This window comes from Thalassospira sp. MIT1004 (assembly GCF_001858545.1).
Taxonomy (GTDB): domain Bacteria; phylum Pseudomonadota; class Alphaproteobacteria; order Rhodospirillales; family Thalassospiraceae; genus Thalassospira; species Thalassospira xiamenensis.
This window is the reverse complement of the sequence record NZ_MCAO01000043.1, coordinates 48,344-71,521: the sequence shown is the minus strand read 5'-3', so window position 1 is coordinate 71,521 and position 23,178 is coordinate 48,344. Positions and strand designations below refer to the sequence as shown.

Genomic DNA, 23,178 nt, shown 5'->3' with positions numbered 1-23,178 from the left:
ATGTTTTCTCAACTCACCGGGATGCTTGACCGTTTGGGTGGCAGACTTGCCAAAATCCTTAATCTGATCGGCGGAATTGCGCTGGTGGCGCTTATTCCCGCTTTTGCCTGGCTGGTTTTCGGGCGCTATGTGCTCAATGAAACCCCGACCTGGGTCGAGCAGCTTTCTCTGATCCTGATCGTTCTGATCACCTTTCCGGTTGCGGCCGCCTGTATCCGCGACAACAGCCATCTTTCGGTATCGTTTTTCCGCGATGCATTGCCGCCCAAGGCGGCGGCGTTCATGGCCCTGATCAGCTATGCCGCAATGGTGGTGTTTGGCTATTACATGTTTATCGGCGGATATGATCTTGTTGTCTTTAACTGGGCCAAGAAAATGCCGATCATTCACATTCCCGATGGCATGCGGTCGATCCCTATGATGGCCTGCGGGGCAGGCATCGCTTTTTACAGCGTTGTCCATATCCTTAAAATCCTCAGTGGCTGGAACACCATCGCACAAAGCCGCTTTTACAGTGACGAATTGCTTGATAAGGACACCGAATAAATGGGCATGACCATTCTTTTGGGCCTGTTTGCCATTGGCATTGTCATTGGTATGCCCGTTGCCCTTGCACTTGGCGTTGCTGCCCTTGCGACTTTCTTCTTCGAAGGTCTGCCAACCCTGATCGCATTTCAGCGCATCGGTTCGGGGATCAGTGCCTTTTCGCTTCTGGCCATTCCGTTCTTTATCTTTGCCGGTGAACTGATGCTGCATGGCGGGATCGCCAACCGGCTGGTGCAGTTCGCAACCGCCCTTGTCGGCAGCCGCCGTGGCGGACTTGGCATTGTAAACGTATTTTCATCGATGCTGTTTGGCGGCATTTCCGGGTCTGCTGTTGCCGATACCTCCGCGCTTGGCTCGATCCTTATTCCGGTGATGAAAAAGGAAGGCTACCGTGCGGATTATGCGGTCAACGTCACGGTGACCTCGTCGATTGCGGGTATCATGATCCCGCCCAGCCATAACATGATCCTGTATGCTGTCGCGGCCGGCGGCGGGATTTCGATTTCCAAGCTGTTCATGGCCGGTCTGGTGCCGGGTATCATCATGTGTCTGTTGCTTGGGCTTGCCACGTGGCTGGTAGCGATAAAACACGGTTACCCGTCGGTTCCGTTTCCGGGATGGCGCGTTGTCGGGGTTACGGCCATTCGTGCCATCCCCGGATTTTTCACGGCGGTCATTATCGTCGGCGGCGTTCTGAGCGGTATCTTTACCGTGACAGAATCCGGTGCGATTGGCGTGGCTTATGCGTTAATCATTACCGGGATTGTTTATCGTGAACTCAATTGGGCGGGCTTTGTTGCTGCGGTCAAGCAATCGGCTAAAACGACGGCTCTTGTCATGTTGCTGGTCGGGTGTGCATCGGCCTATGGCTATATGCTGGCCTTCTATCAGGTGCCCGATGCACTGGCCCATGCGATTACATCGATCACCGATAATCCGATCATGGTTCTGTTGCTGATCAATCTTATGTTGCTGGTGGCGGGCATGATCATGGATATGGCGGCATTGATCCTGATCTGTACGCCGATCTTCCTGCCGCTGGCGACCCAATTTGGCATGGATCCGATCCAGTTTGGCATGGTTTTGATGATGAATTTGGGCCTTGGCCTTTGTACGCCGCCGGTGGGTTCCTGCCTGTTTGTCGGTTGTGCGATTGGCGGGGTGAAGATTGAAAAGGCCGTCATGACGATCTGGCCGTTTTATCTGGCGATCCTGACGGCGCTTATGCTGACAACCTATGTGCCTGCGATTTCGCTGACGTTGCCGAACCTTGTGTTTGGTGGTGGCTGATCGCGGGGCAAGATGACTTCAAAGAGGAAGACAATGAAACGTTTGCTGATTACCGGTGCTGCTGGCAACCTTGGGAAAATCCTGCGTGAGGGGCTGAAAGGCTATGCCGATGTGCTGCGCCTTTCGGATATCGCGCTGATGGATCCGGCTGGTCCGGGCGAGGAAGTCGTGCCGTGCGATCTTTCGGATCGTTCGGCTGTTCATGAATTGACCAAGGATTGCGACGGGATCATTCATCTGGGCGGGATTTCGGTCGAAGCTGCATTTGATGACCTGCTGCAGGCCAATTTCCTTGGCACCTATAACCTGTATGAAGGTGCCCGCAAAAACGGCAAACCACGCATCCTGTTTGCCAGTTCGAACCACGCCATCGGGTTCCACAAGCGCACGACCAAGCTTGATGACAAATCCGAACTGCGCCCTGACAGTCTGTATGGCGTCACCAAATGCTACGGCGAGGCCTTGGCGAGTTACTATTTCGACAAGTTCGATGTTGAAACCGTCTCGCTTCGTATCGGGTCATGTTTTGAAAAGCCGCGCGATCGCCGGATGTTGTCGACCTGGATGAGCCCGCGTGACTTCATTTCCCTGATGAAGGCAGTGTTTGATGCACCGATGACCGGCCATCTGGTGATGTATGGGGTTTCAAACAACCGCACCAAATGGTGGAGCAACGACCATGCCGAACTGATCGGCTGGCAGCCTCAGGATAGTTCCGAGATATTCCGCGCAGAAATCGAGGCAGCCTTCCCGATCGAAGACCGTCACGACCCGGCTGTGATCTATCAGGGTGGTGGTTTTGCTGCCAAAGGCCACTTTGAAGACTGATCAAATCACCGCTCACTTTAAAGTCAAAGGTCTGCGCAAGCGGGCCTTTTGCTTTTGGGATTGACCCTGAAACCGTGCGCTGTATAAGCATTGATGAAAATGATAACCGTTATCATTACTGACTAAGCCGGTGAGAGACATGACGGTCAGGGACCGTTTCTGGGATGGGATATATCAACAATACCACGGGCGCCTGTTGCGTCAGGTGCAGAAATATCTGCCCGCTGGCGAAGAAAGCCATGATGTGTTGCAAGACCTTTATATCCAACTTCGCAAACGTGCCGTCGACCCGCGCGAAGTTGACAATCCGCCTGCCTATCTGATGCGAATGGCAACCAATCTGGCGATTGATACGCTGCGCCGTCGCAATCGAAATCCGCTTGATTTTACCGATCCCGCCGACCTTGCCGATATACCCGATGCAATTGGGGATAGTGTGACACCAGAACAAATAAGTGCAGACCGGCAACGTATCGCTATTGTCGGTCGGGCGATTGATGGATTGCCGCCGCGCTGCCGGGATGTTTTCCTGTTGTGCAAGCGCGATCATCTCAGCCCGGCGGAGGCCGCAGAAGCCCTTGGCATCAGTCGCAATATGGTCGAAAAACACTTGCGTCATGCTCTTAAACATTGTCGAACGGTGCTGGCGCGATATGAAAACTGAATATCCTCTTTGTGCGTTGCCATTCGTCTTTTACATATCAAGCTATTCGATCAATTGCCGGATCCCGCCATTGCCATGACAGAGTTTCGCTATCCCGACGACTGCCAAAGCAATGAAGACATTGCCGATTTTTGGGCAATCCGACTTGACCAGGGGGATCTGGATCGATGTGAGCAGATGGCTTTTGAGAACTGGCAGGCTGAAAATTCAGGCAATGTGCGGCTTTTGATGCGGGCACGCCAGACATGGCGCAGCATGGAAATAGCCGTAACGGATAGTCCGCGACCAGCGCAGGAAAACACTGAAAGACAACCCGTCGATCTTGACGGCATCCGCGCCGATCTTGAACGTCTTGGCGCACTTGAAGGCGGGCAGGGGCGATTGCCGGGAATGCGATCCGGCAAACGCCGGTTTCGGCCGAAGCTGGCGGCAGCTATCGGATTGGTCCTCGCTGGTCTGTTTGTGCTGGGCGGGCTTCGTCGCGATCCAGATCTGATCGCAGCCAACGATGCCAGCGCGGTCCGCGAAATTCACGAACTGACAGATGGTTCACGGGTCTGGATGGAACCGGGAACACGGCTTGCGGTCAAATATGATGATACCGGGCGCGATATTACGGTTCTTGAAGGTGGCATTTATATTGAAGTTGCTCCTGACAAATCCCGGCCTTTACGGGTTCGTCTGAATGATATTACCGCCCAGGCCGTCGGCACCGCCTTTGTGGCTTCGAAATGGGGGGGGCTCGCCCGGGTGGAAGTCAGCGAAGGTTTGGTCGATCTGCGCCAGAGTGACGGCAACATACGTTTGGCAAAGCTTTCCGCCGGGCGTGCCGCGTGGCAGTTGCCAACGGGTGACATGCGTTATGGTACGCGCGATGTGGATCGCATTGCCGGATGGCGGAATGGTCGCTGGATGGTTAACGAGATGTCGCTTGAGGAATTGATCGCACGGATTTCGCCGCTTTTGCCGGGGCAGAACTTTATCCTTGATCCGCGTATGGGCGATATTTTCGTTACCGGAAATTTCGATCTGGCAAAACCCGACAGTGCGATGAATGCTCTGATGGCAGCCTATGACCTTGAAAATAAGGCCTATCCGGGTGGTTTTCATCTGATTTCAAAAAAATAAACAAAATGACCTCCTCATTCCCGCGAGCCATTCGTCATGAGGGTAATAGTGATTTGCATTATTATCTTTCAGATATGGGGGAATGATCTTGAAACACGAACGAAGCGCGATGATGCGCCTGCTTGGAACAAGCGCACTTGTGTCTGTCCTGATGATCTGCAGTACCGGAATGGTGCAGGCACAGGACGCTAATACGGTCCATACAATCCGCATTGAAACGCAAGATCTTCGCGCGGCACTTGATCAACTGGCGACCGAGTTTGGTTTGCAGCTGATTGTACAGGGCGATCTTGCAGGGGTGGTTGCAACGCCGTTTGCAGGGGATGTAACCGCGGCGGAAGCATTGCGGACCCTGCTGGCAGGTAGCGGGTATGATTTTGAGTTTATCGGGGCTGACAGCGTAAAAATCATTCCGGCGGCAAAGTCGGATAGTGGCGAGATCATCCTGCAGGATATTGTGGTTTCGGCAAGTCGTTCGAAACGCTCAATAAAAAGCATGTCTCCCTCAGTGGTGGTAATTGGCCGCGACCAGATTGAGGCGCAGCTCGCAAAGTCCAACAGTCTTTCGACCCTTTTGCGGGATGCTGTTCCCGGCTTTATGTTCGATGCGCAAATCCTGACCAGCAGCACGGAAACTTTCCGAGGGCGCGACATACAGGTGCTTGTTGACGGGATTGGTCGCAATACGCCGCTACGTAATTCCAGCCGCATTCTGTCTATGATTGATCCGGAACTGATCGAAAGCATCGAAGTTATTCCGGGTTCAAGCGCCCTGAACGGAGAGGGTGCAACCGGGGCGACGGTCAATATCGTAACCAAGACCGGGACACCGGGGGAGAACATCTTTGTTGTCGATACCCATGTAAAAGCATTCACTCAGGATATCGGTGACAGCCTTGCGCCGTCGCTTACGCTTTCCGGCAGCGGTGGCGTGGGGAAATTCGACTATGCTGCAAGTGTTACCGGATCAACATCCGAAAACCAGTATAGCGGCTATGGGAAACAAATGCCGTCCGACCCGATGATGGGGCAGGGTAGTTTTGACAATGCCGAGAACCTGAACCTGTTTGGCAAGCTCGGCTATGGTTTTCTTGAAGGACACCGGGTTTCGCTTTCGACCGAAATCGTCCGGTTCAGTCAGAAGCCGGATTACTATCCCGACGTGCGGGCCAATCCTGCGGCAGTGAATTTTTTGGCCCCATATGACGGGCAGCCGCTTGAGGAAGAAAGCGAATATTTGACTGCTGGATACGAGTTTGATCTGGGGGCTTTGGGCCGTGGCGATCTTAAACTGTTTTACAATGACACCTACAAGCAGGCGTCGCGGGCACAGTATGATGCGACCTATAATTTTGCACTGGTCGCATTACCGGGCAGCCCCGCGGTTGAGGATCCGCTGGGACAGTCGGTTATTGATGCGCAGAAATATGGAATCAAACTTTCAACCGATACCGGAATTGACGATTTGTATGACGGACTGACACTTAGCTGGGGCGGGGATCTGACATTTGATGAGATCAAGTATCGCACCGTTAGTGGACGCGACATCGGCGCACCAATGGATCAGGACGGCAAGGCGGTTTTTGCCCAATTAAGTGCGCCGATCACGCGTTTTGTCGATGTTTCTGGCGGCGTTCGTTATGAGACATATGATCTGACGGTCGATGATTTCCTGCGGCCTAACTATATGCGCTATGTCGGTGGCGTCGCGACTGCCTTTTTCCCTGCAGCGCAATTTACCGGCGGCAGCACGACCTATGATGCGGTTACCTATAACGCATCTGCGGTGGTTCACTGGACCGATCAGTTTGATACATCACTGAGCTATAGCGAAGGTTTTGCCGTTCCCGATGTTGGTGCCTACACCCGTCGTGCCGGGACCCAAGGGGTACCACTGAATTTCTCGCAGATCGATGTCGAAGCATCCAAGGTCAAGACATATGAACTTGCCGCAAGTTATGACACGCGTAATTTCCGGACGTCTGGGGCGGTATATATGAGCACCAACGAACACGGTAACAATTTTGACCCTGCGACCAATGCGCTCAGTCAGGAAAAAGAACGCATCATCGGTGCGGAGCTGAGTGCGGAATATGATCTGACCGAAAATACCTATGTCGGGGCTTTGGCGTCTTATGTTGAAGGAAAATATGACAAAGATAAAGACGGCGATCTGGAAAGCTGGCTGCCCAACAACCGCATTCCATCGCCCTTCCGGTTCACGGGCTATGTCGACAGTTATGTCTGGGATGATCTGAATGTTCGGTTTGATGGCTCATATACCGCCCAACGTAACCGTATCAAAGACGAGACAATCAAACCAAGTCTGGTTTTCAACCTGTCGGCCAATTACCCGGTGATGGGCGGAACGGCGCGGCTTGGCATCGAGAATATTCTTGATACCAGCTATGAAAACCCGGCAGCAACCGCCCTTCGTGGATATTCCATTGCCGGACTTGGCCGGACGATCCTGATCGGATTCCGTCGAGAATTCTGATCTGGCGGCATAGCAGCATAGCAACCCGGCGGGGCGTCCCGCCGGGTGTTTCGGTGTTCAGGAGACGGAATGTTTACAAGTTCGGAACCGCGTCACGGGATTGTCCTGTTTGAAATGAAAGATGCCCAAAGCGAAGCGGACGGGGCTGCCTATATCACCGCCCTTCATGCGCTTTCGGTCCGAACACAACCGGTGCTTCTGATCATGACGGTTCAGGGCCATACTGATCAGGATCACGAAACCCGCAAACAGGCCGCCCTTTGGTTTAAGCAAAATCGTGACAGGTTATCGGCGTTTCTGTATGGCGTGATCCGGGTCGATGACCACGACCACGAAGGTCATGCAGAAGAATTGGAGAGCAGCAACTTTGCAAAGATGCTGCCATTTCCGATTAAACATGCTGATAGCCTTGAAAAGGCTTATGCGATGGCTGAGAACTGGCCAAAGCGCTAGCGTTTTCGGATTGCCAGAAACAGGAAATAGGCCGTCCCAATCAGTGCCGCGATCAGGCCGGTTGGCAGTTGTTGCGGATAAAGCAGGTTTCTGGCCATCCATTCGGCCACCATCATTACATTCGCCCCGATCAGAACCGCACCAAGCAAATGGCCGCCTGCAAGCCGATACCCGGCAATACGCGCCAAATGCGGTGCCATCAGTCCGACAAAACTAAGCGGCCCGACAAGCAGGGTGGCACTGGCGGCAAGGATGGCAGCAAGCAGCATGATGAAGAACTGAAAGCCTGAAATGCAAAGGCCTAGCGAGGTGGCCTGATCATTGCCAAATGATGCCAGTTCAAGCGGACGACGAACCGCAATCACCACAATCAGCAAGGCTACTGTAACCCCCGCGACGATGAGGACTTCGTCCATGCTGGTAAAATATGTGGTCCCGGCCAGCCATGAAATCAGCATTGAGGTCTGTGTGCCGCTGCGGGTCAGAGCAATCCGTACAATAGCCCCCAAAATGGCGGTTAAAGCAAGGCCGTTGAGTAATAGGTAATGCGGGGCGTGGGTGAATTTTCGGCATAGAAGTAATAAAATGATCAGCGAAATGATCCCACCGACCGCCCCGACAAACATCAGATCGGCGCGTTGCCCGAAGCCAAAGAAGACAAGGGCGATGATCATGGCAAGTGCGGTAGCAGAACTGACGCCCGTAATTTCAGGGCTGGCCAAAGGATTACGACCAACGCGTTGAATTAACGTGCCTGAAACCGCCAGTGCCGCACCACAAATGATCGCGGCAAAGGTGCGTTCGGAACGCTGGAGGAGGATGTCATGGAAGCTTTCACCGCCGGTCAGAAGCACGAAATCATGGCCGTTAAACGATACAAACAAAGATAAGCCGAGGCCTGTAACCAACCCTAATACCAGTACCAGGCTCAGCACATTTTTCGAGACAATCTGCTGATCGGGGTGGTGGTCCTCGCTTTGCTGGCCGGGCATGATCCGTGCCTTGCGCAGGATCAGAATGATGAAGGGGGCACCGATCAATGCGGTGGCCGCACCTGTCGGAACGATGTCACCGCCAAGCCCATTCATCTGCCGGACAAGGAAGTCGATGCACAGCAATGCAAAGCCCCCGGTCAACAGCGAATAGATCATCAGATCGCGCGAACGCGTCAGACCGGCAATGCGCAAGGAGGCTGGAACCGCCAGACCGATAAAACCGATCAATCCGGCGGCCGAAATGACCGATGCGGTAATGAAGACGGCAAAGCCCAGAATCAGCAGTCGCAAGATGGTTACACGCGCACCAAGCGAGCTTGCGATGTCGTCACCAAGGGCAAGAAGATCAAGCGGGCGTGACAGCAACAGCACAACCGCAACACCAACCAGCAGGCGGGGCAAAACAAACTGCGTTGAGTCCCAGCCATTTTGCGCGAGGTCTCCTGCCCCCCACATGAAGACCGATTGCAGATATTGTTCGTTAAACAGCAGGAAAATCTGCGTGCCCGATTGCAGCATCAGATTGATGATCATCCCGGCCAGGATCAGCCACAGTGTCGCATTGGCGCGCCGCGATGCAATCAGATAAACCGCGCCAAGGGCGATCATGCCACCGGCAAGGGCAGCGGCTTCCTTGAATGGGGCCAAGGCCGCAGGGGCCAGAAGCAGAAATACCGTCAGGGCAAATTCAACACCGGCACCAACCCCAAGGGTGGTCGGCGATGCCAAAGGGTTGCGCAATACCGTCTGGATCGCCGCCCCAGCCAAGGCCAGACCGGCTCCGCAGATAAAGGCCATCGCGATACGGGGCAGGGTGCTGAAATGAAACAGGATTTGGTCGAAATCGGTTTCGTCGGGATGAAACAGCACATTCATCCCGGCGCCGTTTTGCAGGAACGGCCAAAGGTCGTTGATCAGGATGGCAACGGAACAGATCGCAAGGACAAGGCACAGGATCGCCGGGCCGCGATGGAAAAAGCGGTTCATGTCACTATTGATGGCGCGTGTCATTGCAGGGTTCGCTTCACGGGACTTTTGGCCGCTCATTTAACCGGGCCGCTTTCCATACTTTCGGCAAGAAGCCGGGCAAAGCGCAAGGCCGATGGCATGCCGCCATAGGCCCATACGACGGGCAATTCATAGACCCGGTCATTCTTAACGAAATCAAGGATGTTCCAGACCGGGGATGCCCAGACTTTTTCACGGATCACGTCGGGCACCGGGTTCAGATACACCAGTGTATCCTGCGCGCGGGGCCCAAGAATCTCGACGCCACCCTTGGCAAAGCCCCAATTATTGACTGGCCCCTGATAGGCCAGCGGCAGGTCCATTTGTGCAAGTACTGTGCCGGGCAGAGATGATTTGCCATAAAGTCCGATATGACTTTCGGAGACGAACTGGGTAATGGCAAGGGCGCGACCCGGCGGCATGGCGGCCCGGACACGATCGCCATATTCAGCGAATTTGACATCGGCATCGTCAAGCCATGCTTTGGCTTCGGCTTGACGATCAGTGGCCTTGGCGAGGGTTTCGAAAAGTTTTTGCGCCTCGGGCAGGGCATCGCGATTGTTGTTATAGACCGACAATACGATGGTTGGGGCGATGGCATTGAAACTGTCATATGCCATTTCAAGGTTCTTGCTGATCACGATCAGGTCGGGCTTGGCCGCGCGCAGGGCTTCCATATTGGGGGCGGCGCGCTGGCCAATATCGGTGAAGTTCTCGGGAAGGTCCGGCTTGGCAACCCAGTCAAGGTAATCGTCGGGATCGGCAATTGCGACCGGGTCCAACCCCAGTGCAATGACGGTTTCGGTTGTTGCCCAATTGGTCACGGCAATGCGTTTAGCAGGGGCATCAAGCTTTAGGGTGCCGTGCTCATGTTCAATGGTGATCGGATCGGCATGGGCCATTTGGGGCGTAAGTGGTGCGGTTAAACCGGCGATCACGAAGAGGCGAAGAAACAGGTGTCTGATCATATCGGTTTACGATCCCTGTGCGGTGGTCTTGGTCACGGCATCAGCAAGCTGTTCGGCAAAACGTGCTGCCGACAAAAGCCCGCCAAATGTCCAGCTTGCAGGGACTTCATAGATGGTGTTTTGTCGGTTGAACGGCAGCGCCTTCCAGACCGGAGAGGCAAAAAGTTTGGCCTTTACCGGATCGAGGGTGGGTTCGATATAGGCGACATGAGCCGGGCCGAGTTTGGCAAGATCGCCAATTTCGCCATTGCTGAAACCCCAGCCATTAAGCGGGCCGGTCCATGCATTGGCAAATCCCATCCGCGCCAGTGTCGATCCGAAAAGCGATGTAGTGCCGTGAATGCGGAAATGGGCACCATCAAGGATACGTACGACCGAGAATTTGGCATCATCACCAACGGCCTTGCGGATGCGGTCGGCGGCGGCGGCGATCCGTTGATTGGCCGACGCGATGATTTCCTCGGCCTTGTCGCTGCGCCCGGTCAGTTTACCGATATTGCGTGTGAGCTCCTCGGCCTTTTCAAGGGCGGACTGATCGCTGTTATAAATCGAATAGACCATGGTTGGGGCAAGAGCCGATAGCTTGTCATAGGCCATGGCGACTTCGTTACTGATCAGGATGACGTCGGGGCGACTATCGCGCAGAACTTCGAGGTTAGGGGATCTGCGTTCGCCAAGATCGGCAAATTCAGCGGGTAGGGCAGGTTCGACGACCCATGCGCGATATCCGTCGGCCTCCGGGATGGCGACCGGATCAAGACCAAGGGCCAGAACCGTTTCCGTCAGTGACCAGTTCGATACGGCAATCCGGGTCGGGGATGTTGCGAAATTTACCGTTCCCATTTCATGGCGATAGGTTTCAGCCAATGCGATTGTCGGGGCGATGGTCGGTGCAAGGATGCCGGTTGCAATCATGCAGGAACAGGCAATTGAAGCGATCAGACGGTTTCGCATGGTCAGGGTCCTAGGCTATGTAACTGACATAATGAGTGGATTCCGGCAAGCGGATCACACCTATTTCGGTTTGGAAAATATCGCGAAGCGTATCGGCCTGCATGAAGTCGGCTGCTGTGCCCTGCCAGCACGTTCGGCCGCCGCGAAGTGCGAGGATATGATCGGCAAACCGCCCGACCATGTCGATATCGTGCAGAACGGCAATCACGGTAAGGCCGATTTCGGATTTAAGATTGGCGACAAGTTGCAGGATGTCGCGTTGATGACCGACATCAAGGGCGGATGTCGGTTCATCAAGCAACAGAACCGGGGCATCCTGGGCAAGCAGCATGGCGAGCCAGACACGTTGGCGTTCCCCACCCGAAAGACTTGCGACAAAGCGGTCGGCAAATTCGGTGACGTGGGTCATTTCCATGGCACGGTCGATTTTTTCGTGATCTTCCGCGCGATATCGGCCAAAGGCGCCGCGCCACGGATATCGGCCAAAGGCAACCAGTTCGCGGACACTGAGATGGGCTGGGACAATCGGGCTTTGCGGCAGATAGGCGACCTTGCGGGCGAAATCGCGTGTGCTGTGGCTATCAAGGATTTGCGTATCTAGCGTAATCTGGCCGGATGCCGGTTTGTTTTTGCGGGCGAGCAATTTCAAAAGCGTGCTTTTGCCCGATCCGTTATGTCCGACAATCGCGCTGAATTCGCCTGTCGGGAAGCACACCGATATATCGCCAAGCAGCGTTTTCGGGTTCTTGCCTTCGCTTTGGAAGGAGACATTTTTCAGATCGAACATTGGGCGGAAACTCGCAAGAAGTCGGTGCCGATGCGAAATGACGGATTATATCCGGCAACGCAGGCAACTGAATATGAGAATGCCTATCAATAACCAAATGAAAATGCAACCGAGTTGCGATTGAGATCCATGGTTTAAGTCAATCATCATACAAAATGACTTTTCAGTTTCTCCCTTTCGCGATAGCAATAGACATAATGATTTCCCTGCGCCGGATCGTGGCTTGATGGCCGACTGGTTTGCATTAAGGGGACAGGTTAAAACGGGGGAAACCCGCCAGAATATCAGGGAGATATTATGTCCAAAGTTAAAACGGTCCTGCCAAATCTGCGCTGTACGCTGGGCGAAGGACCGCATTGGGATGTCGAGGATGGTGTCCTTTATTGGGTCGACATTGTCGGTAAAACCGCATTCGCCTTGCGCCCGAGCGATGGCGGATCGCGCAGCTGGACTTTCAATCAGCCAGTATCGGCCATCGTACCACGCACGATTGGCGGGCTGTTGGTGGCCTTGGCCGACGGTTTGGCGTTTCTGGATGCCGAAAGTGGACAGACCACGCCGTTTGTTGCCCCAGATGCAGACCACCCCGGCAATCGGTCGAACGAGGCGCGTGTCGATCCGGCAGGGCGGTTCTGGCACGGGACCATGCAAAACAATATTGGCCCGAATGGTGAAGACCTGCCAGTGACGGTTTCGACGGGAACTTTGAACCGGGTCGAGCCGAATGGCGATATCAAACGCTTTGTTGCCGATATCGGGATTTCCAATACGTTGCTGTGGTCGGCCGATGGCAAAAAAATGTTCTTTGGCGACACGATCAGGAACACGCTTGATGTCTATGATTTCGATATGGCGACCGGTGTGCCTTCAAACCCGAAACCGTTCTTTGGCCCGCACGCGCGCGGGAATATGGATGGATCGGCAATGGATGCGGATGGCTATATCTGGAACGCGCGTTGGGGGGGAAGTTGCCTGATCCGGTTTGCACCCGATGGATCGGTGGATCGTATAGTCGAATTGCCGGTGACCCAGCCGACCAGTTGTGTTTTTGGTGGCCCGGATCTCAAGACGCTTTATATCACGTCAGCATCCGTCGGGCTGGACGGCAATGGCAACGATCTTGAAGGTGCTTTGTTGTCGATTGAAACCGATGTGGCGGGGCAGGTTTGCACCCGCTTTGCCGGTTAGGCAGGTACTGGGTTCCATGGTGTCAGGCGGTTTTGCCGCCTGAGTGTCGTGATGAAATAACATAACTTTAATCAGTAATTTTGCCGCTTTTTGGCCTTGGTTTTCTTGCTGTTTGCGTTCACGATTAGGGGTGGGGGACTACACCCGATAAAAACACGAGCAAACTGAGGCCATAATGAAACTCTCTTCATGGATTTGGGGAAGGTTGCAGGCGGTATTGATGATCGGGCTTTTGGCCCTGGTCACGGGCTGTACCGGACTACAATCCAATCAGCACCGGGTTACCGGCACCGTCGTTTTCCGCGAAAGGATTGCGCTGGCACCAAACAGTGCAAACCTTGTCGTGCGACTTCTTGATGTATCAAAAGCCGATGCGCCGTCGATGGAAATTGCATCCATCACCCATCCGGCGACCAATCCGCCGATGGTATTTATCCTGCCCTATGACGCCAAACAGATTGATCCACGCCATCGTTATGTGATCGAGGCAAAGATCGAGACCAAGAATGGCGATCTTCTGTTTCGCAATGATCAGGCATATCCCGTGCTGACCAATGATGCGCCCGATGATGTCGCGGTTCTGGTCAAGCGGGCCGGACCGGAATCCGCCGCCGCCGCACGGAATGGCGGCAGCTCCGATGTTGATCGCGATGTAGCGGCCATCAAGGCGCAATTGCCCGATCTGCGCGTGATCCCGGGCAGTTATAGTGCCGGGGACAGCAAGGCGACATTCAAGGCCTATGTCACGACAGACGGTGAGCCGGTCTATGTCGAGGAACATCGTGACCTTGGCGATTATGGCAGTTCGGACATCAAATTCTATTACCGTAATGGCACATTGCTGCGCTTCACCGAAGATGCCAAGCGTATCAATTTTGGCGGCAGCAGCGATGGCGAGACATTGAACTTTACCCTGAATCTTGATTTTGCGATGGGACGGTTTGCCGGTGGATCAAAAACCGTCAATGGCACGCCGGGTACCCCGGATGAACATGAAGTCAGCGGTGCGATGGCACAAAGCAAGGTCGCATTAAGCCGGATCGAAGCCGCCCTGGGCGAGGCGGCAATGGCCCCGGTTACCGGACGCCAGACCTTTGTCTGCGAGGATAAAAGCCGGTTCTATGCAACATTTGAAGGCCGCAAGGGTGAGGCGGTCGTGGAATTCCTTGGCCGGGAACCCCTGATTCTGAACATCAAGCGGACCGGGTCGGGATACGAATATGCCAACGAGATATATTCAATTCGTGGGAAAGGGCAGGAAGCGATCTGGACCGGGCCGAGTGGTTCGACCAAATGTGCGGTTTCGGCCGAAATTACCGGGCTTGCACTGGCCCCCGGCGATTTCCCCGTCGTCGATATCGAGGAACTTGAAAAGCCCGACAATCCGGAATGGACACGTTTGATCAACGAACTGATGCCAGCAATCAATTCCTGTCTTGCCGTATCAAGCGGTGATCTGACATCGGTTCTGAAAGCCTGGCCGTTGAACCATGGCATGGTCGGCGTTCGCACGATCAACAATAATGGCGGGCGCTATGACTGCCTTGCGCCAACCGATGGACTTGGCGAGGTTCATACTGAACTGGTCGAGGCCAATACCAACCGTCTGCCAGGCGAGGGAACCGTGCGCTTCACTCCGGCAAGCGGGGCCTATCCCGGCGGAGAATGTTTCAGCCATCAGCGGCTTGAACATAACGGTATCTTTATCGGCTGGCTGTCGCGCAACAACTGCACTAGTTGATGATCGAAAAGCCCGCAACAGAGAAACCCCGCAGCATCGGCTGCGGGGCTTTTTCATTAGATTAAGGTCGGTTTTCTCAATGTGCCAACTTAATGTGTCATCTGGCCAGTGGCCCGAAGGATGCCCGTGGAACCTGAAAGGGCATCGCCATTGCCAAGATTGATGCCAAGGAACCGGTGGCGATCAAAATGTCCGGGCATCAGAAGCTCGTTGGCAGGGGCCGCATGGAAGTTGAAGCGCGCGTAATAATCCGGGTCGCCGACCAGCAGAACTGACTGGTGCCCGGCTGACTGTGCAGCATTGAGCGCCGCATACATCAAACCCGCACCAACGCCCGAGCCGTTATAGGCTTTTTCAACCGCAAGCGGCCCCAGCAACAGCGAAGATCCGCTGTCACCGGCTTTGACATTCCACAACCGGACAGTTCCGATCATGTGTTTGCCATCAAAGGCGACAAACGCCAGACCATCAGCCGGAAGGCGGCCACGACGCAGCAATTCAGAGGATTTCTGAAAGCGCGCCGGACCCATGACGCGATCAAGCAGCTTTTCACGTTCAACGTGCGAAAGGCTGTTTTCGCGATCAATCACGATCATTGATGCGATCCCTAGATCACATAGGCGGTCAGCGGTGCGAAACCGTTGAACGCCACCGAGGCATAAGTGGTGGTATAAGCACCGGTTGCTTCGATCAGAACCTCGTCACCGATTGTCAGTGCAACCGGCAGGTCGTAGGGTTTCTTTTCGTAGAGTACGTCGGCCGAATCACAGGTCGGACCGGCAAGAACGCACGGTGCAACATCGCCGCCGTCATGGATCGTGGTGATCGGATAACGGATTGCCTCGTCCATGGTTTCGGCGAGGCCGCCGAATTTACCGATATCAAGGTAAACCCAACGCACATCGTCATCGGCATGTTTGCGCGAAATCAGAACGACTTCAGCTTTGATCACGCCTGCATCGCCAACCATGCCACGGCCCGGTTCTATGATGGTTTCGGGCATGTGATTGCCGAAATGGGTGTGAAGCGCGTCAATGATTGCGGCACCGTACGCTTCGGTTGCCGGAACGTCGCGCAGATAACGGGTCGGGAAACCGCCGCCCATATTGACCATGCGAAGGCCGATGCCCTTTTCGGCCAGGGTGCGGAAAATCGAAGAGGCTTCTGCAAGGGCGATGTTCCAAGCATCAAGATTGCACTGCTGCGATCCGACATGGAAGGAAACGCCATAGGCGTCCAGACCCATGTGATGGGCATGTTCGAGTACTTCAAGCGCCATGCTCGGCGCGCAACCGAATTTGCGCGACAGCGGCCATTCGGCACCTTCGCCATCGGTCAGGATGCGGCAGAACACACGCGAAGCCGGCGCAACACGGGCAATCTTTTCGACTTCTTCGACGCAATCAACGGCGAACAGACGAACACCCATTTCGTAGGCACGCGCAATATCGCGTTCTTTCTTGATAGTGTTGCCAAACGAAATACGCTCTGGGCTCGCACCTGCGGCCATTGCCATTTCGATTTCGGGCACGGATGCAGTGTCGAAGTTGCTACCAAGATCGGCAAGCAGGCTGAGAACTTCCGGTGCCGGGTTTGCCTTGACCGCATAGAAAATGCGGGAATCCGGCAGGGCACGGGTGAAGGTTTCGTAGTTACGCTGAACCACGTCAAGGTCGACGACCAGGCACGGACCTTCCGGTCGGTTCTGGGCGAGAAAATCGATAATACGCTGCGTTGCCATTGGGGCGTTCTCCCATTCCACGATATGGCAGCTTGCGGTACCTGATGCGTTTAGGCGCGGTGGAGGCGCATTAACGCGGACTACCGTCAGGCTGATAAGCTCCGGTGCCTACCGGAACTTGCGAAACTTTTTGCCTCGCTATGGATGGGAGTTTCCCGTCCGCACGTAGGGCAATGATGGTGTGCCTCTTCAGTGTCGGTGGTATTTGGACAACCACCTGAGACCAAAAAAGCCCTACACCGTCGTTGCTTTAAGTAAGTCCTACAGGGTTCCATAAGCAGGACCACCACAGGCACGTGCGACTTTGGGCAAGTCGCGATGTACGCCTGTTAAACTCCACGTGCAAGTGAAATTTTATGGCGTTTTGTCATGGAACAACCGCAGAAACGTCGAACAAAGCATGTTGCTTCGCACAAAATGGCGCGAAAGGCCGGTTTTTGGATTGGCAAGAAGGTGATTTATCGGATTTCAACATGGGGCATTGCAATTTGTGCATATCCCGCAGCCTGCCCGAGATGTGATTGACCGCGTCCGATTACCAGAGTAGCGGTAAATAACAGGCTGCTATTGCGCGCCGAATTTAAACAGGATGGAACGGATTGGACTGGCTGGTTGTTGCCGTATTTGGCGGAGTCTACATCGGCATGGCGCTGGGGCGTTGGCCGGGGCTTGCGATCAATCGCACGGGGATTGCGCTGATCGGGGCGCTGGTGCTTTTGTTAAGCGGCGCGGTTGATGGGGATGCGGCACTCGCATCGGTCGATTTCGCGACACTTTCGGTTTTGCTGACCCTGATGGTGTTGTCATCGCAATATGCCGCCAGCGGTTTCTTTGACTGGATCGGTAGCCGGATCACCCATCTTGATTTGACTCCTCGCGGGCTTCTGGCCGGGGTGATTGCAATTTGTGGCGGCCTGTCGGCGGTGATGACCAATGATGTTGTCGTCTGGGCGGTGACGCCGATCCTGATACAGGGGGTAATGGCGCGCCGTCTTGATCCGCGTCCCTATGTGATTGCCGTGGCGTGTGCGGCCAATGCCGGATCGGCCGCGACCCTGATCGGTAATCCGCAGAACCTGATGATTGCCGAATTCGGGCAGCTTGATTTCACAGCCTTTCTTCTGGCGTGTGGTGTGCCTGCCCTGATCGGGCTTTTGATTGTTTATGGGGTGATTGCCTTTGGCCCGATGACGCGCGCCGCGTTTGATCAGGTGCCAAACGGTGCGGCATTGGATGAAGGCGCGCCGATCCGTCTTGACCGGCCGATGCTGATCAAGGCATTGGCCGCGACCCTTGCGGTAATTGCGATCTTTATCTTTGTCGAGGACCGCGCGCTTTGGTCATTGCTGATTGTGGCCGTGCTGTTGCTCAGCCGAAGGCTTGGCACTGATCAGGTGTTGGGCAGGGTCGACTGGCATTTGCTGGCCCTGTTTTGCGGGCTGTTCATCGTTACAGGGGCAATGGCCGGGGATGATGCGATTGCCGCGTTTTTCCGTGATGCTTTGTCCGGGCTTCGGATTGATAATCCGGCGGTGCTGGCAACCCTTTCGCTTGCGGGCAGTAACACGATTGGCAATGTGCCGTTGGTCATGATGTTGCTGTCGCTTGGCCCGGACTGGACGCCGGAGCTGTTGCATGGGCTTGCGGTTTTCAGCACATTGTCGGGCAACTTTTTAATTGTCGGTTCGGTTGCCAATATCATCGCGGTCGAACAGGCCCGTGCCGCCGGTATTACCATCGGCTTTGGCGATTATGCCCGCATCGGCATCCCGGTTACCCTGATCAGTCTTGCGTTTGCGTGGGGCTGGATCATGCTATTTGTTTGAATGGATTTATCATGACCAAGATTAAAATCACCGCTGGCCCTTTTACCTTTGACGGGGTGCTTGAAACCGACAAGGCGCCGCAAACCTGCAAGGCTTTCATGGATCGCATGCCGTTTGAAAGCAAAGCCGTCCATGTCCGATGGAGCGGCGAGGGCGTGTGGATGCCGCTTGGCGATTATCAGTTTGGTGTCGGTTACGAAAACCATACCAGTTTTCCGGCTCCGGGCCAGATCATCCTCTATCCCGGCGGGATCAGCGAAACCGAAATCCTGCTGGCCTATGGCGGTGTGCATTTCGCATCCAAGGTCGGCCAGCTTGCCGGAAACCATTTCATCACGGTCACCAGCAATCTTGAGGACCTTGATAAGCTCGGCAAGATGACGCTTTGGGAAGGTGCCCAGCCTATCCGGTTTGAGATGGTGTGATCGCGTCCGCAGTGTGAAGCCGCACACTCGCTTATATGACCTGACTGATCTAGAAGCCTTCTTATCTTTGGGGCAGGCAGGCGAGTGCGGACGTGTTCGAGACAATAAATCTTTGGATTCAGGATCATCAGCAACTGGTCTATACGCTGATCTTTACCTATTGCGTCAGCAAGGCCAGCATCCTGCCGGTTTTTGTCGGCATCTTTGTCGTATCCGAAAGCCTTCTGATCGGGCCATCCATGGCTGCGATGATTTCCGGCGCATTTGTCGGAGACATGGTGCGCTTTTGGCTGGGCCGGAAATATGGCGATGCGATTGTCAGAAAACTTCCTGACTCGTTTTCAAAGTGGCTGGGCAAAACCATGTGCCTGTTCGAGCATTATGGTGTCGCCTATATCATGCTGTGTCGCTATCCCAACACCGTCCGCTCGATCAGTGTGTTTCCGGTCGGCATGAGTTCCATGGCATTTATGCGGTTCCTGCCTCTGAGCATCATCTCGATCCTGATCTGGATCGGAGCGTTCTTTGCGCTTGGATACGTCTTGGGCGAGGGGATGTCGGAACTTCTGGAACGCAATCTGACGCTACTCAGTCCGATCCTGCTTGTTATGTTTCTTGCCTTGGGCTGGCTGGGCTTGCGCCGGATCGACAAGCTTGAGCAACAGGCCGAAAAGGCAATCAGGTAGCCAAAAGAAAACGGCAGCCTGATCTGACTGCCGTTTCTGTCTTCGGGCTTGGCGCGAGCTTATTCAGCCGCAATCGTTTTGCCGTCTTTTTCGAGCATCTCGCCCTGTTTGCGTTTGGCAAGAATTTCACGCGCCTTGGCGTAGCTTTCATCGTGCCAGAAGATCAGGCAGCCATTACAGCCACGGCCGCAGCATCCCTTGGTGCCGATGCGGGGCGTTCTGAAAGAGCGTTCTTTCTGGCGGTCATCAAGGGCGCTCTGAAGCGCTTCGCGTTTGGCGTCATAGCGTTCTTCATTGCCTTTGCCCATTTCGATCTTGTGGCCTTCCTGATCAAGTTTCAGGCGTTGCCATTCGTCTTCGGACAGGGCCTTTTCCTTGCGCACGATGGTCATCGGCAGGATTTCGCGCTTCAGGAATTCAGGGTCTTCCTGTTCAAACAGGGAGAACGGCAGGCGGATGCGTGGATGGGTGTTGGCATGAACTGCTTCGCCGACCTTACCGGTGGCAGCATCAATGAATTCATACATGCGGATGAAAATGGTCTGGCGCGAGCGCGGCGGTACGATTTCGATCACATCGCCGGGCAGCATGCGGTTTTTGACCGACATGATGAAGGCGTCGTCTTCGACTTCCTCGATCATCCCGGCAAATTCCCAATCGGACACATTGGTGTTGCTGTCATAGCCATGTGCATAATTGGTCAGGCGGCCGTCATGGAATGCAAGCGTATAGCCGCGGTTCGGGATGGTCGCCAGTTCCTTCATATATTCTTCGGCAGACCAGTTTTCAGGATCTTTGTACCAGTCATCAATCGCCATGCGATAGGCACGTGCAACGAGGCCAGCGTAATAGGGGCTTTTGCCGCGGCCTTCTACCTTGAGGCTATCGACACCGATTTTCAGGTAATCTTCAAGTTTCGGCATGATGCAAAGATCGCGCGAATTCAGGATATAAGAACCACGTTCGTCTTCCTGAATTTCCATCAGTTCGCCCGGACGCATGTCTTCTTCAAGGAAGAAGTCAAACATTTCGAGGTTTTCTTCGGTCAGTTTGAGTTCCTTGACCGTGCCGTCCTTGAGCTTCATGTGGACTTTGTATTTCCAGCGGCACGAATTGGCACATGCCCCCTGATTGGCACCACGTTCGGCCATGAAGTTTGACAGCAGGCAACGCCCGGAATAGGTCATGCACATCGAGCCATGCACAAAGGCCTCGATCTTGATGTCCTGGCATTTGGCGCGGATTTCGGTCAGTTCCTCGTAGGAAACCTCGCGGCCCAGAACGACCAGTTTGGCACCGATGCTTTGCCAGAATTTGACCGATTGCCAAGAACAGACATTGGCCTGGGTCGAAACATGCAGATCAAGTTCCGGGGCATGTTCGCGGACGAACATGAAAACACCGGGATCGGCAACGATCAGCCCGTCGGGGCGGACCTTGCGCACGGTGTCGACATATTCCGGCAGCTTGTCGATATCCTTGTTATGCGAGAACAGGTTCAGCGTCAGGTAAACGCGAACGCCATGTTCATGGGCAAAGTCGATCCCTTCGACCACATCATCAAGCGACATCTGGCTTTTGACCCGAAGTGAGAGGTCCGGCGTGCCCATGTAAACCGCGTCAGCCCCATAAAGGACGGCAACTTTCAGTTTTTCGAGCGAGCCAGCGGGCATCAGCAATTCGGAACGGCGCGATTGATTACTCATCACTTGCGGGTCTTTTCTATTTTGTCGTCTGCGGGAAATCTTGTGCTGCGGCTTCTATCACAGCCTGCTGCTTGTGCCGATTAAAATCGCATATTTGCGCTATGTTGCATAGGAGCATTGCTGCGCAACAGCCATGTCCTTGCATTACGCAGTGTTGCTGTCACTCTCTATCAGGCGACGGTGATGCAGACCCCTGCCTGTTCAAAGGCATCATTGATGTGGGGCGGTGGGATCATGTCGGTAACGAAATCACTGAAATCCGTGGTTTCGGCAATTCGCATGAAGGGATGGGCTTGGAATTTCGATTGATCCGCAATCAGGATGCTGTGCCGTGACGAGCGGATCGCTGCATTCTTGATCGCGACTTTTTGCCTGTCATGATCGAGCGGGGTGCCATTTTTATCAAAGCCCGAACACCCGATCACGCAGTAATCAAAGGCAAAGCGTCGAATGGCTGCGGGGGCGTCGTTGCTGACCAGGGATCCGTCGCTGCCATATATAAGGCCACCGATAACGTGAATCTCCTGATGCGATTGCGCCGAGGCGATTGAAGCGCACAGCAAGCTGTTGGTCACCAGTCGCAGGTTACGATGTTTACCAAGGGCACGAGCAAGGGCTTCGACCGTGGTGCCGACATCAAGAAATACAGATGCCCCGTTCGGGATCATGCGTGCTGCGCGCTCTCCGATACGTTGTTTGGCTTCTGGCGAAAGGCGGTTTTTCTGTTCATGCCCCAGACGGACCATGCTGTTGGGCAGGCCTGCGCCGCCATGAAAACGTTGCAAAAATCCCTGTTTGCTGAGATCGATGACATCGCGACGAATGGTTTGTGTCGACACGTCAAAAATGTCGGCCAAAGCTTCAAGAGTTGCAAATCCCTGATCACGGATGATGTGAAGGATTTCATTTTGTCTGGGGCTCAGATCGACTGGAATATCGTGCGTCGTCGGCGATGTCATTCTTCTGCCTTGTAATCTTTTCTGGTTTCGAATTGTAAATTAGTTTACATAACGGGCCAGTTTATTGCGATGGAAAAAGGATATTGCAACATGCAATTGCATATTGATACGGGAAACTCTGTCCTGCGCTGTGCGGGCAAAGTATTTGATCCTTGGACACTTTGCTGGAAAGCTCGGGACTATGAGGTCGCCGGTTTGGTTGCGATATCCGAGGTGAACTTACAGGCGGTTACCCCACAAGAGGCTGTGCGCTGGTTGTTTCAGAATCAAAAAGTGCGTCAGGTTCCGGTTGCGGTCATTGGCGCAAAGATTGCTAGTGACGCTGAGTGCGCGGATGCCGAAGCGCTTGGGAAGGGGTTGGCTGAAATTGGCTATACCCTGCTGACTGGCGGGCGCACTGGTGTTATGGAAGCCGCGTCACGCGGGGCTTATGAGGCGGGGGGCCTGGTCCTTGGTCTGTTGCCCGGTGATGAGTTCGAGACGGCAAATCCATATGTCACAATCCCGTTGGCAACCGGTATTGGTCCGACGCGTAATTCCGTTATTGCAAGGTCCGCACGGCTTTTGATTGCTGTGGGCGGTGGATATGGCACGATCACGGAAATGGCTTATGGACTGCATTATGATCGTCCTGTTTTCGCTCTGCCCAGTGCGCCTGTTGTGCCCGGCGTCGTGCGTTGCGAGGATGTCGATGCTGTTTTGTCAAAGATCGCCAGTGCATTTTTGGGGCTGGGTGTGAATTGACAGGCGCGGCGATTTTTGTGTTCGCAAATGTCATTAAACTTACA

21 protein-coding genes are annotated in these 23,178 nt (G+C 54.4%); 13 read left to right on the top strand and 8 right to left on the bottom strand.

Annotation, left to right across the window (positions count from 1 at the left end; all coding sequences use genetic code 11):
* From BC440_RS16385 to BC440_RS16355, 7 genes are all read left to right on the top strand, one after another.
* Positions 1–546 carry a TRAP transporter small permease gene (locus BC440_RS16385; protein WP_071240599.1) on the top strand — a complete coding sequence of 182 codons (546 nt, stop codon included), beginning with the start codon at positions 1–3 and terminating at the stop codon, positions 544–546.
* On the top strand, positions 547–1,836 hold the full coding sequence (locus BC440_RS16380) for a TRAP transporter large permease (RefSeq protein ID WP_007091572.1): 1,290 nt from the start codon (positions 547–549) through the stop codon (positions 1,834–1,836).
* Positions 1,837–1,869: 33 nt separating this feature from the next.
* Positions 1,870–2,664: an NAD(P)-dependent oxidoreductase gene (locus BC440_RS16375; protein WP_071240598.1), complete on the top strand. Its 795-nt coding sequence runs from the start codon at positions 1,870–1,872 to the stop codon at positions 2,662–2,664.
* A gap of 139 nt (positions 2,665–2,803) precedes the next feature.
* The gene (locus tag BC440_RS16370; protein ID WP_071240597.1) at positions 2,804–3,328 is read left to right on the top strand and encodes a sigma-70 family RNA polymerase sigma factor; all 525 of its coding nucleotides are present in this window, start codon (positions 2,804–2,806) and stop codon (positions 3,326–3,328) included.
* A gap of 75 nt (positions 3,329–3,403) precedes the next feature.
* On the top strand, positions 3,404–4,456 hold the full coding sequence (locus tag BC440_RS16365) for a FecR domain-containing protein (RefSeq protein ID WP_247643596.1): 1,053 nt from the start codon (positions 3,404–3,406) through the stop codon (positions 4,454–4,456).
* An 82-nt stretch (positions 4,457–4,538) separates the two neighbouring features.
* A complete protein-coding gene (locus tag BC440_RS16360; protein WP_071240595.1) occupies positions 4,539–6,953 on the top strand; it encodes a TonB-dependent receptor in 2,415 nt (804 codons plus the stop codon).
* 69 nt (positions 6,954–7,022) lie between these two features.
* A complete protein-coding gene (locus BC440_RS16355; protein ID WP_037988610.1) occupies positions 7,023–7,406 on the top strand; it encodes a hypothetical protein in 384 nt (127 codons plus the stop codon).
* On the opposite strand, the gene fhuB is transcribed toward BC440_RS16355, so the two are convergent.
* From fhuB to BC440_RS16335, 4 genes are read right to left on the bottom strand one after another with little or no spacing between them, the layout of a single operon-like run.
* Positions 7,403–9,412, bottom strand: coding sequence for a Fe(3+)-hydroxamate ABC transporter permease FhuB (gene fhuB, locus BC440_RS16350; RefSeq protein ID WP_247643595.1), 2,010 nt, complete (start codon positions 9,410–9,412; stop codon positions 7,403–7,405). The two genes, BC440_RS16355 and fhuB, sit on opposite strands and share 4 nt — an antisense overlap.
* Positions 9,413–9,444: 32 nt before the next feature.
* Positions 9,445–10,377, bottom strand: coding sequence for an iron-siderophore ABC transporter substrate-binding protein (locus BC440_RS16345; protein WP_071240593.1), 933 nt, complete (start codon positions 10,375–10,377; stop codon positions 9,445–9,447).
* 6 nt (positions 10,378–10,383) lie between these two features.
* Positions 10,384–11,331, bottom strand: a complete 948-nt coding sequence (locus BC440_RS16340; RefSeq protein WP_083379399.1) for an iron-siderophore ABC transporter substrate-binding protein — start codon at positions 11,329–11,331, stop codon at positions 10,384–10,386.
* Between the two features lie 10 nt (positions 11,332–11,341).
* Positions 11,342–12,118: an ABC transporter ATP-binding protein gene (locus BC440_RS16335; protein WP_063094618.1), complete on the bottom strand. Its 777-nt coding sequence runs from the start codon at positions 12,116–12,118 to the stop codon at positions 11,342–11,344.
* Positions 12,119–12,415: 297 nt separating this feature from the next.
* Here BC440_RS16335 and BC440_RS16330 point away from each other — a divergent pair, with 297 nt between their 5' ends.
* Positions 12,416–13,306: an SMP-30/gluconolactonase/LRE family protein gene (locus BC440_RS16330; RefSeq protein ID WP_071240592.1), complete on the top strand. Its 891-nt coding sequence runs from the start codon at positions 12,416–12,418 to the stop codon at positions 13,304–13,306.
* A 175-nt stretch (positions 13,307–13,481) separates the two neighbouring features.
* A complete protein-coding gene (locus BC440_RS16325) occupies positions 13,482–15,047 on the top strand; it encodes a YbaY family lipoprotein (RefSeq protein WP_071240591.1) in 1,566 nt (521 codons plus the stop codon).
* Between the two features lie 89 nt (positions 15,048–15,136).
* On the opposite strand, the gene BC440_RS16320 is transcribed toward BC440_RS16325, so the two are convergent.
* Together BC440_RS16320 and BC440_RS16315 are read right to left on the bottom strand one after the other, a co-directional pair.
* Complete coding sequence (locus tag BC440_RS16320; RefSeq protein ID WP_071240590.1) at positions 15,137–15,643, bottom strand: N-acetyltransferase; 507 nt, start codon at positions 15,641–15,643, stop codon at positions 15,137–15,139.
* Positions 15,644–15,654: 11 nt separating this feature from the next.
* Positions 15,655–16,788: a type III PLP-dependent enzyme gene (locus tag BC440_RS16315; protein ID WP_071240589.1), complete on the bottom strand. Its 1,134-nt coding sequence runs from the start codon at positions 16,786–16,788 to the stop codon at positions 15,655–15,657.
* 599 nt (positions 16,789–17,387) lie between these two features.
* On the opposite strand from BC440_RS16315, the gene BC440_RS16310 reads away from it, so the two are divergent.
* From BC440_RS16310 to BC440_RS16300, 3 genes are all read left to right on the top strand, one after another.
* A complete protein-coding gene (locus BC440_RS16310; RefSeq protein ID WP_071240588.1) occupies positions 17,388–18,614 on the top strand; it encodes an SLC13 family permease in 1,227 nt (408 codons plus the stop codon).
* Positions 18,615–18,625: 11 nt separating this feature from the next.
* Positions 18,626–19,039, top strand: coding sequence for a DUF3830 family protein (locus BC440_RS16305; RefSeq protein ID WP_071240587.1), 414 nt, complete (start codon positions 18,626–18,628; stop codon positions 19,037–19,039).
* Between the two features lie 92 nt (positions 19,040–19,131).
* Positions 19,132–19,725 (top strand): VTT domain-containing protein, encoded by a 594-nt coding sequence (locus tag BC440_RS16300; RefSeq protein ID WP_071240586.1) that lies wholly within the window; start codon positions 19,132–19,134, stop codon positions 19,723–19,725.
* Between the two features lie 59 nt (positions 19,726–19,784).
* Here the strand turns inward: BC440_RS16300 and BC440_RS16295 are convergent, their stop codons facing one another.
* Positions 19,785–21,431, bottom strand: coding sequence for a U32 family peptidase (locus tag BC440_RS16295; RefSeq protein WP_071240585.1), 1,647 nt, complete (start codon positions 21,429–21,431; stop codon positions 19,785–19,787).
* 170 nt (positions 21,432–21,601) lie between these two features.
* A complete protein-coding gene (locus tag BC440_RS16290; RefSeq protein WP_063094636.1) occupies positions 21,602–22,390 on the bottom strand; it encodes a DeoR/GlpR family DNA-binding transcription regulator in 789 nt (262 codons plus the stop codon).
* Between the two features lie 90 nt (positions 22,391–22,480).
* On the opposite strand from BC440_RS16290, the gene BC440_RS16285 reads away from it, so the two are divergent.
* Positions 22,481–23,134 carry a TIGR00725 family protein gene (locus BC440_RS16285; protein ID WP_063094638.1) on the top strand — a complete coding sequence of 218 codons (654 nt, stop codon included), beginning with the start codon at positions 22,481–22,483 and terminating at the stop codon, positions 23,132–23,134.
* The last annotated feature ends 44 nt before the right edge of the window (positions 23,135–23,178 follow it).

What these genes read in the sequence shown, in the direction of transcription:
- BC440_RS16385 (WP_071240599.1), top strand. Translation starts at nt 1, where the DNA reads ATGTTTTCTCAACTCACCGGGATGCTTGACCGTTTGGGTGGCAGACTT.
- BC440_RS16380 (WP_007091572.1), top strand. Translation starts at nt 547, where the DNA reads ATGGGCATGACCATTCTTTTGGGCCTGTTTGCCATTGGCATTGTCATT.
- BC440_RS16375 (WP_071240598.1), top strand. Translation starts at nt 1,870, where the DNA reads ATGAAACGTTTGCTGATTACCGGTGCTGCTGGCAACCTTGGGAAAATC.
- BC440_RS16370 (WP_071240597.1), top strand. Translation starts at nt 2,804, where the DNA reads ATGACGGTCAGGGACCGTTTCTGGGATGGGATATATCAACAATACCAC.
- BC440_RS16365 (WP_247643596.1), top strand. Translation starts at nt 3,404, where the DNA reads ATGACAGAGTTTCGCTATCCCGACGACTGCCAAAGCAATGAAGACATT.
- BC440_RS16360 (WP_071240595.1), top strand. Translation starts at nt 4,539, where the DNA reads ATGATCTTGAAACACGAACGAAGCGCGATGATGCGCCTGCTTGGAACA.
- BC440_RS16355 (WP_037988610.1), top strand. Translation starts at nt 7,023, where the DNA reads ATGTTTACAAGTTCGGAACCGCGTCACGGGATTGTCCTGTTTGAAATG.
- fhuB (WP_247643595.1), bottom strand. Translation starts at nt 9,412, where the DNA reads ATGACACGCGCCATCAATAGTGACATGAACCGCTTTTTCCATCGCGGC.
- BC440_RS16345 (WP_071240593.1), bottom strand. Translation starts at nt 10,377, where the DNA reads ATGATCAGACACCTGTTTCTTCGCCTCTTCGTGATCGCCGGTTTAACC.
- BC440_RS16340 (WP_083379399.1), bottom strand. Translation starts at nt 11,331, where the DNA reads ATGCGAAACCGTCTGATCGCTTCAATTGCCTGTTCCTGCATGATTGCA.
- BC440_RS16335 (WP_063094618.1), bottom strand. Translation starts at nt 12,118, where the DNA reads ATGTTCGATCTGAAAAATGTCTCCTTCCAAAGCGAAGGCAAGAACCCG.
- BC440_RS16330 (WP_071240592.1), top strand. Translation starts at nt 12,416, where the DNA reads ATGTCCAAAGTTAAAACGGTCCTGCCAAATCTGCGCTGTACGCTGGGC.
- BC440_RS16325 (WP_071240591.1), top strand. Translation starts at nt 13,482, where the DNA reads ATGAAACTCTCTTCATGGATTTGGGGAAGGTTGCAGGCGGTATTGATG.
- BC440_RS16320 (WP_071240590.1), bottom strand. Translation starts at nt 15,643, where the DNA reads ATGATCGTGATTGATCGCGAAAACAGCCTTTCGCACGTTGAACGTGAA.
- BC440_RS16315 (WP_071240589.1), bottom strand. Translation starts at nt 16,788, where the DNA reads ATGGCAACGCAGCGTATTATCGATTTTCTCGCCCAGAACCGACCGGAA.
- BC440_RS16305 (WP_071240587.1), top strand. Translation starts at nt 18,626, where the DNA reads ATGACCAAGATTAAAATCACCGCTGGCCCTTTTACCTTTGACGGGGTG.
- BC440_RS16295 (WP_071240585.1), bottom strand. Translation starts at nt 21,431, where the DNA reads ATGAGTAATCAATCGCGCCGTTCCGAATTGCTGATGCCCGCTGGCTCG.
- BC440_RS16290 (WP_063094636.1), bottom strand. Translation starts at nt 22,390, where the DNA reads ATGACATCGCCGACGACGCACGATATTCCAGTCGATCTGAGCCCCAGA.
- BC440_RS16285 (WP_063094638.1), top strand. Translation starts at nt 22,481, where the DNA reads ATGCAATTGCATATTGATACGGGAAACTCTGTCCTGCGCTGTGCGGGC.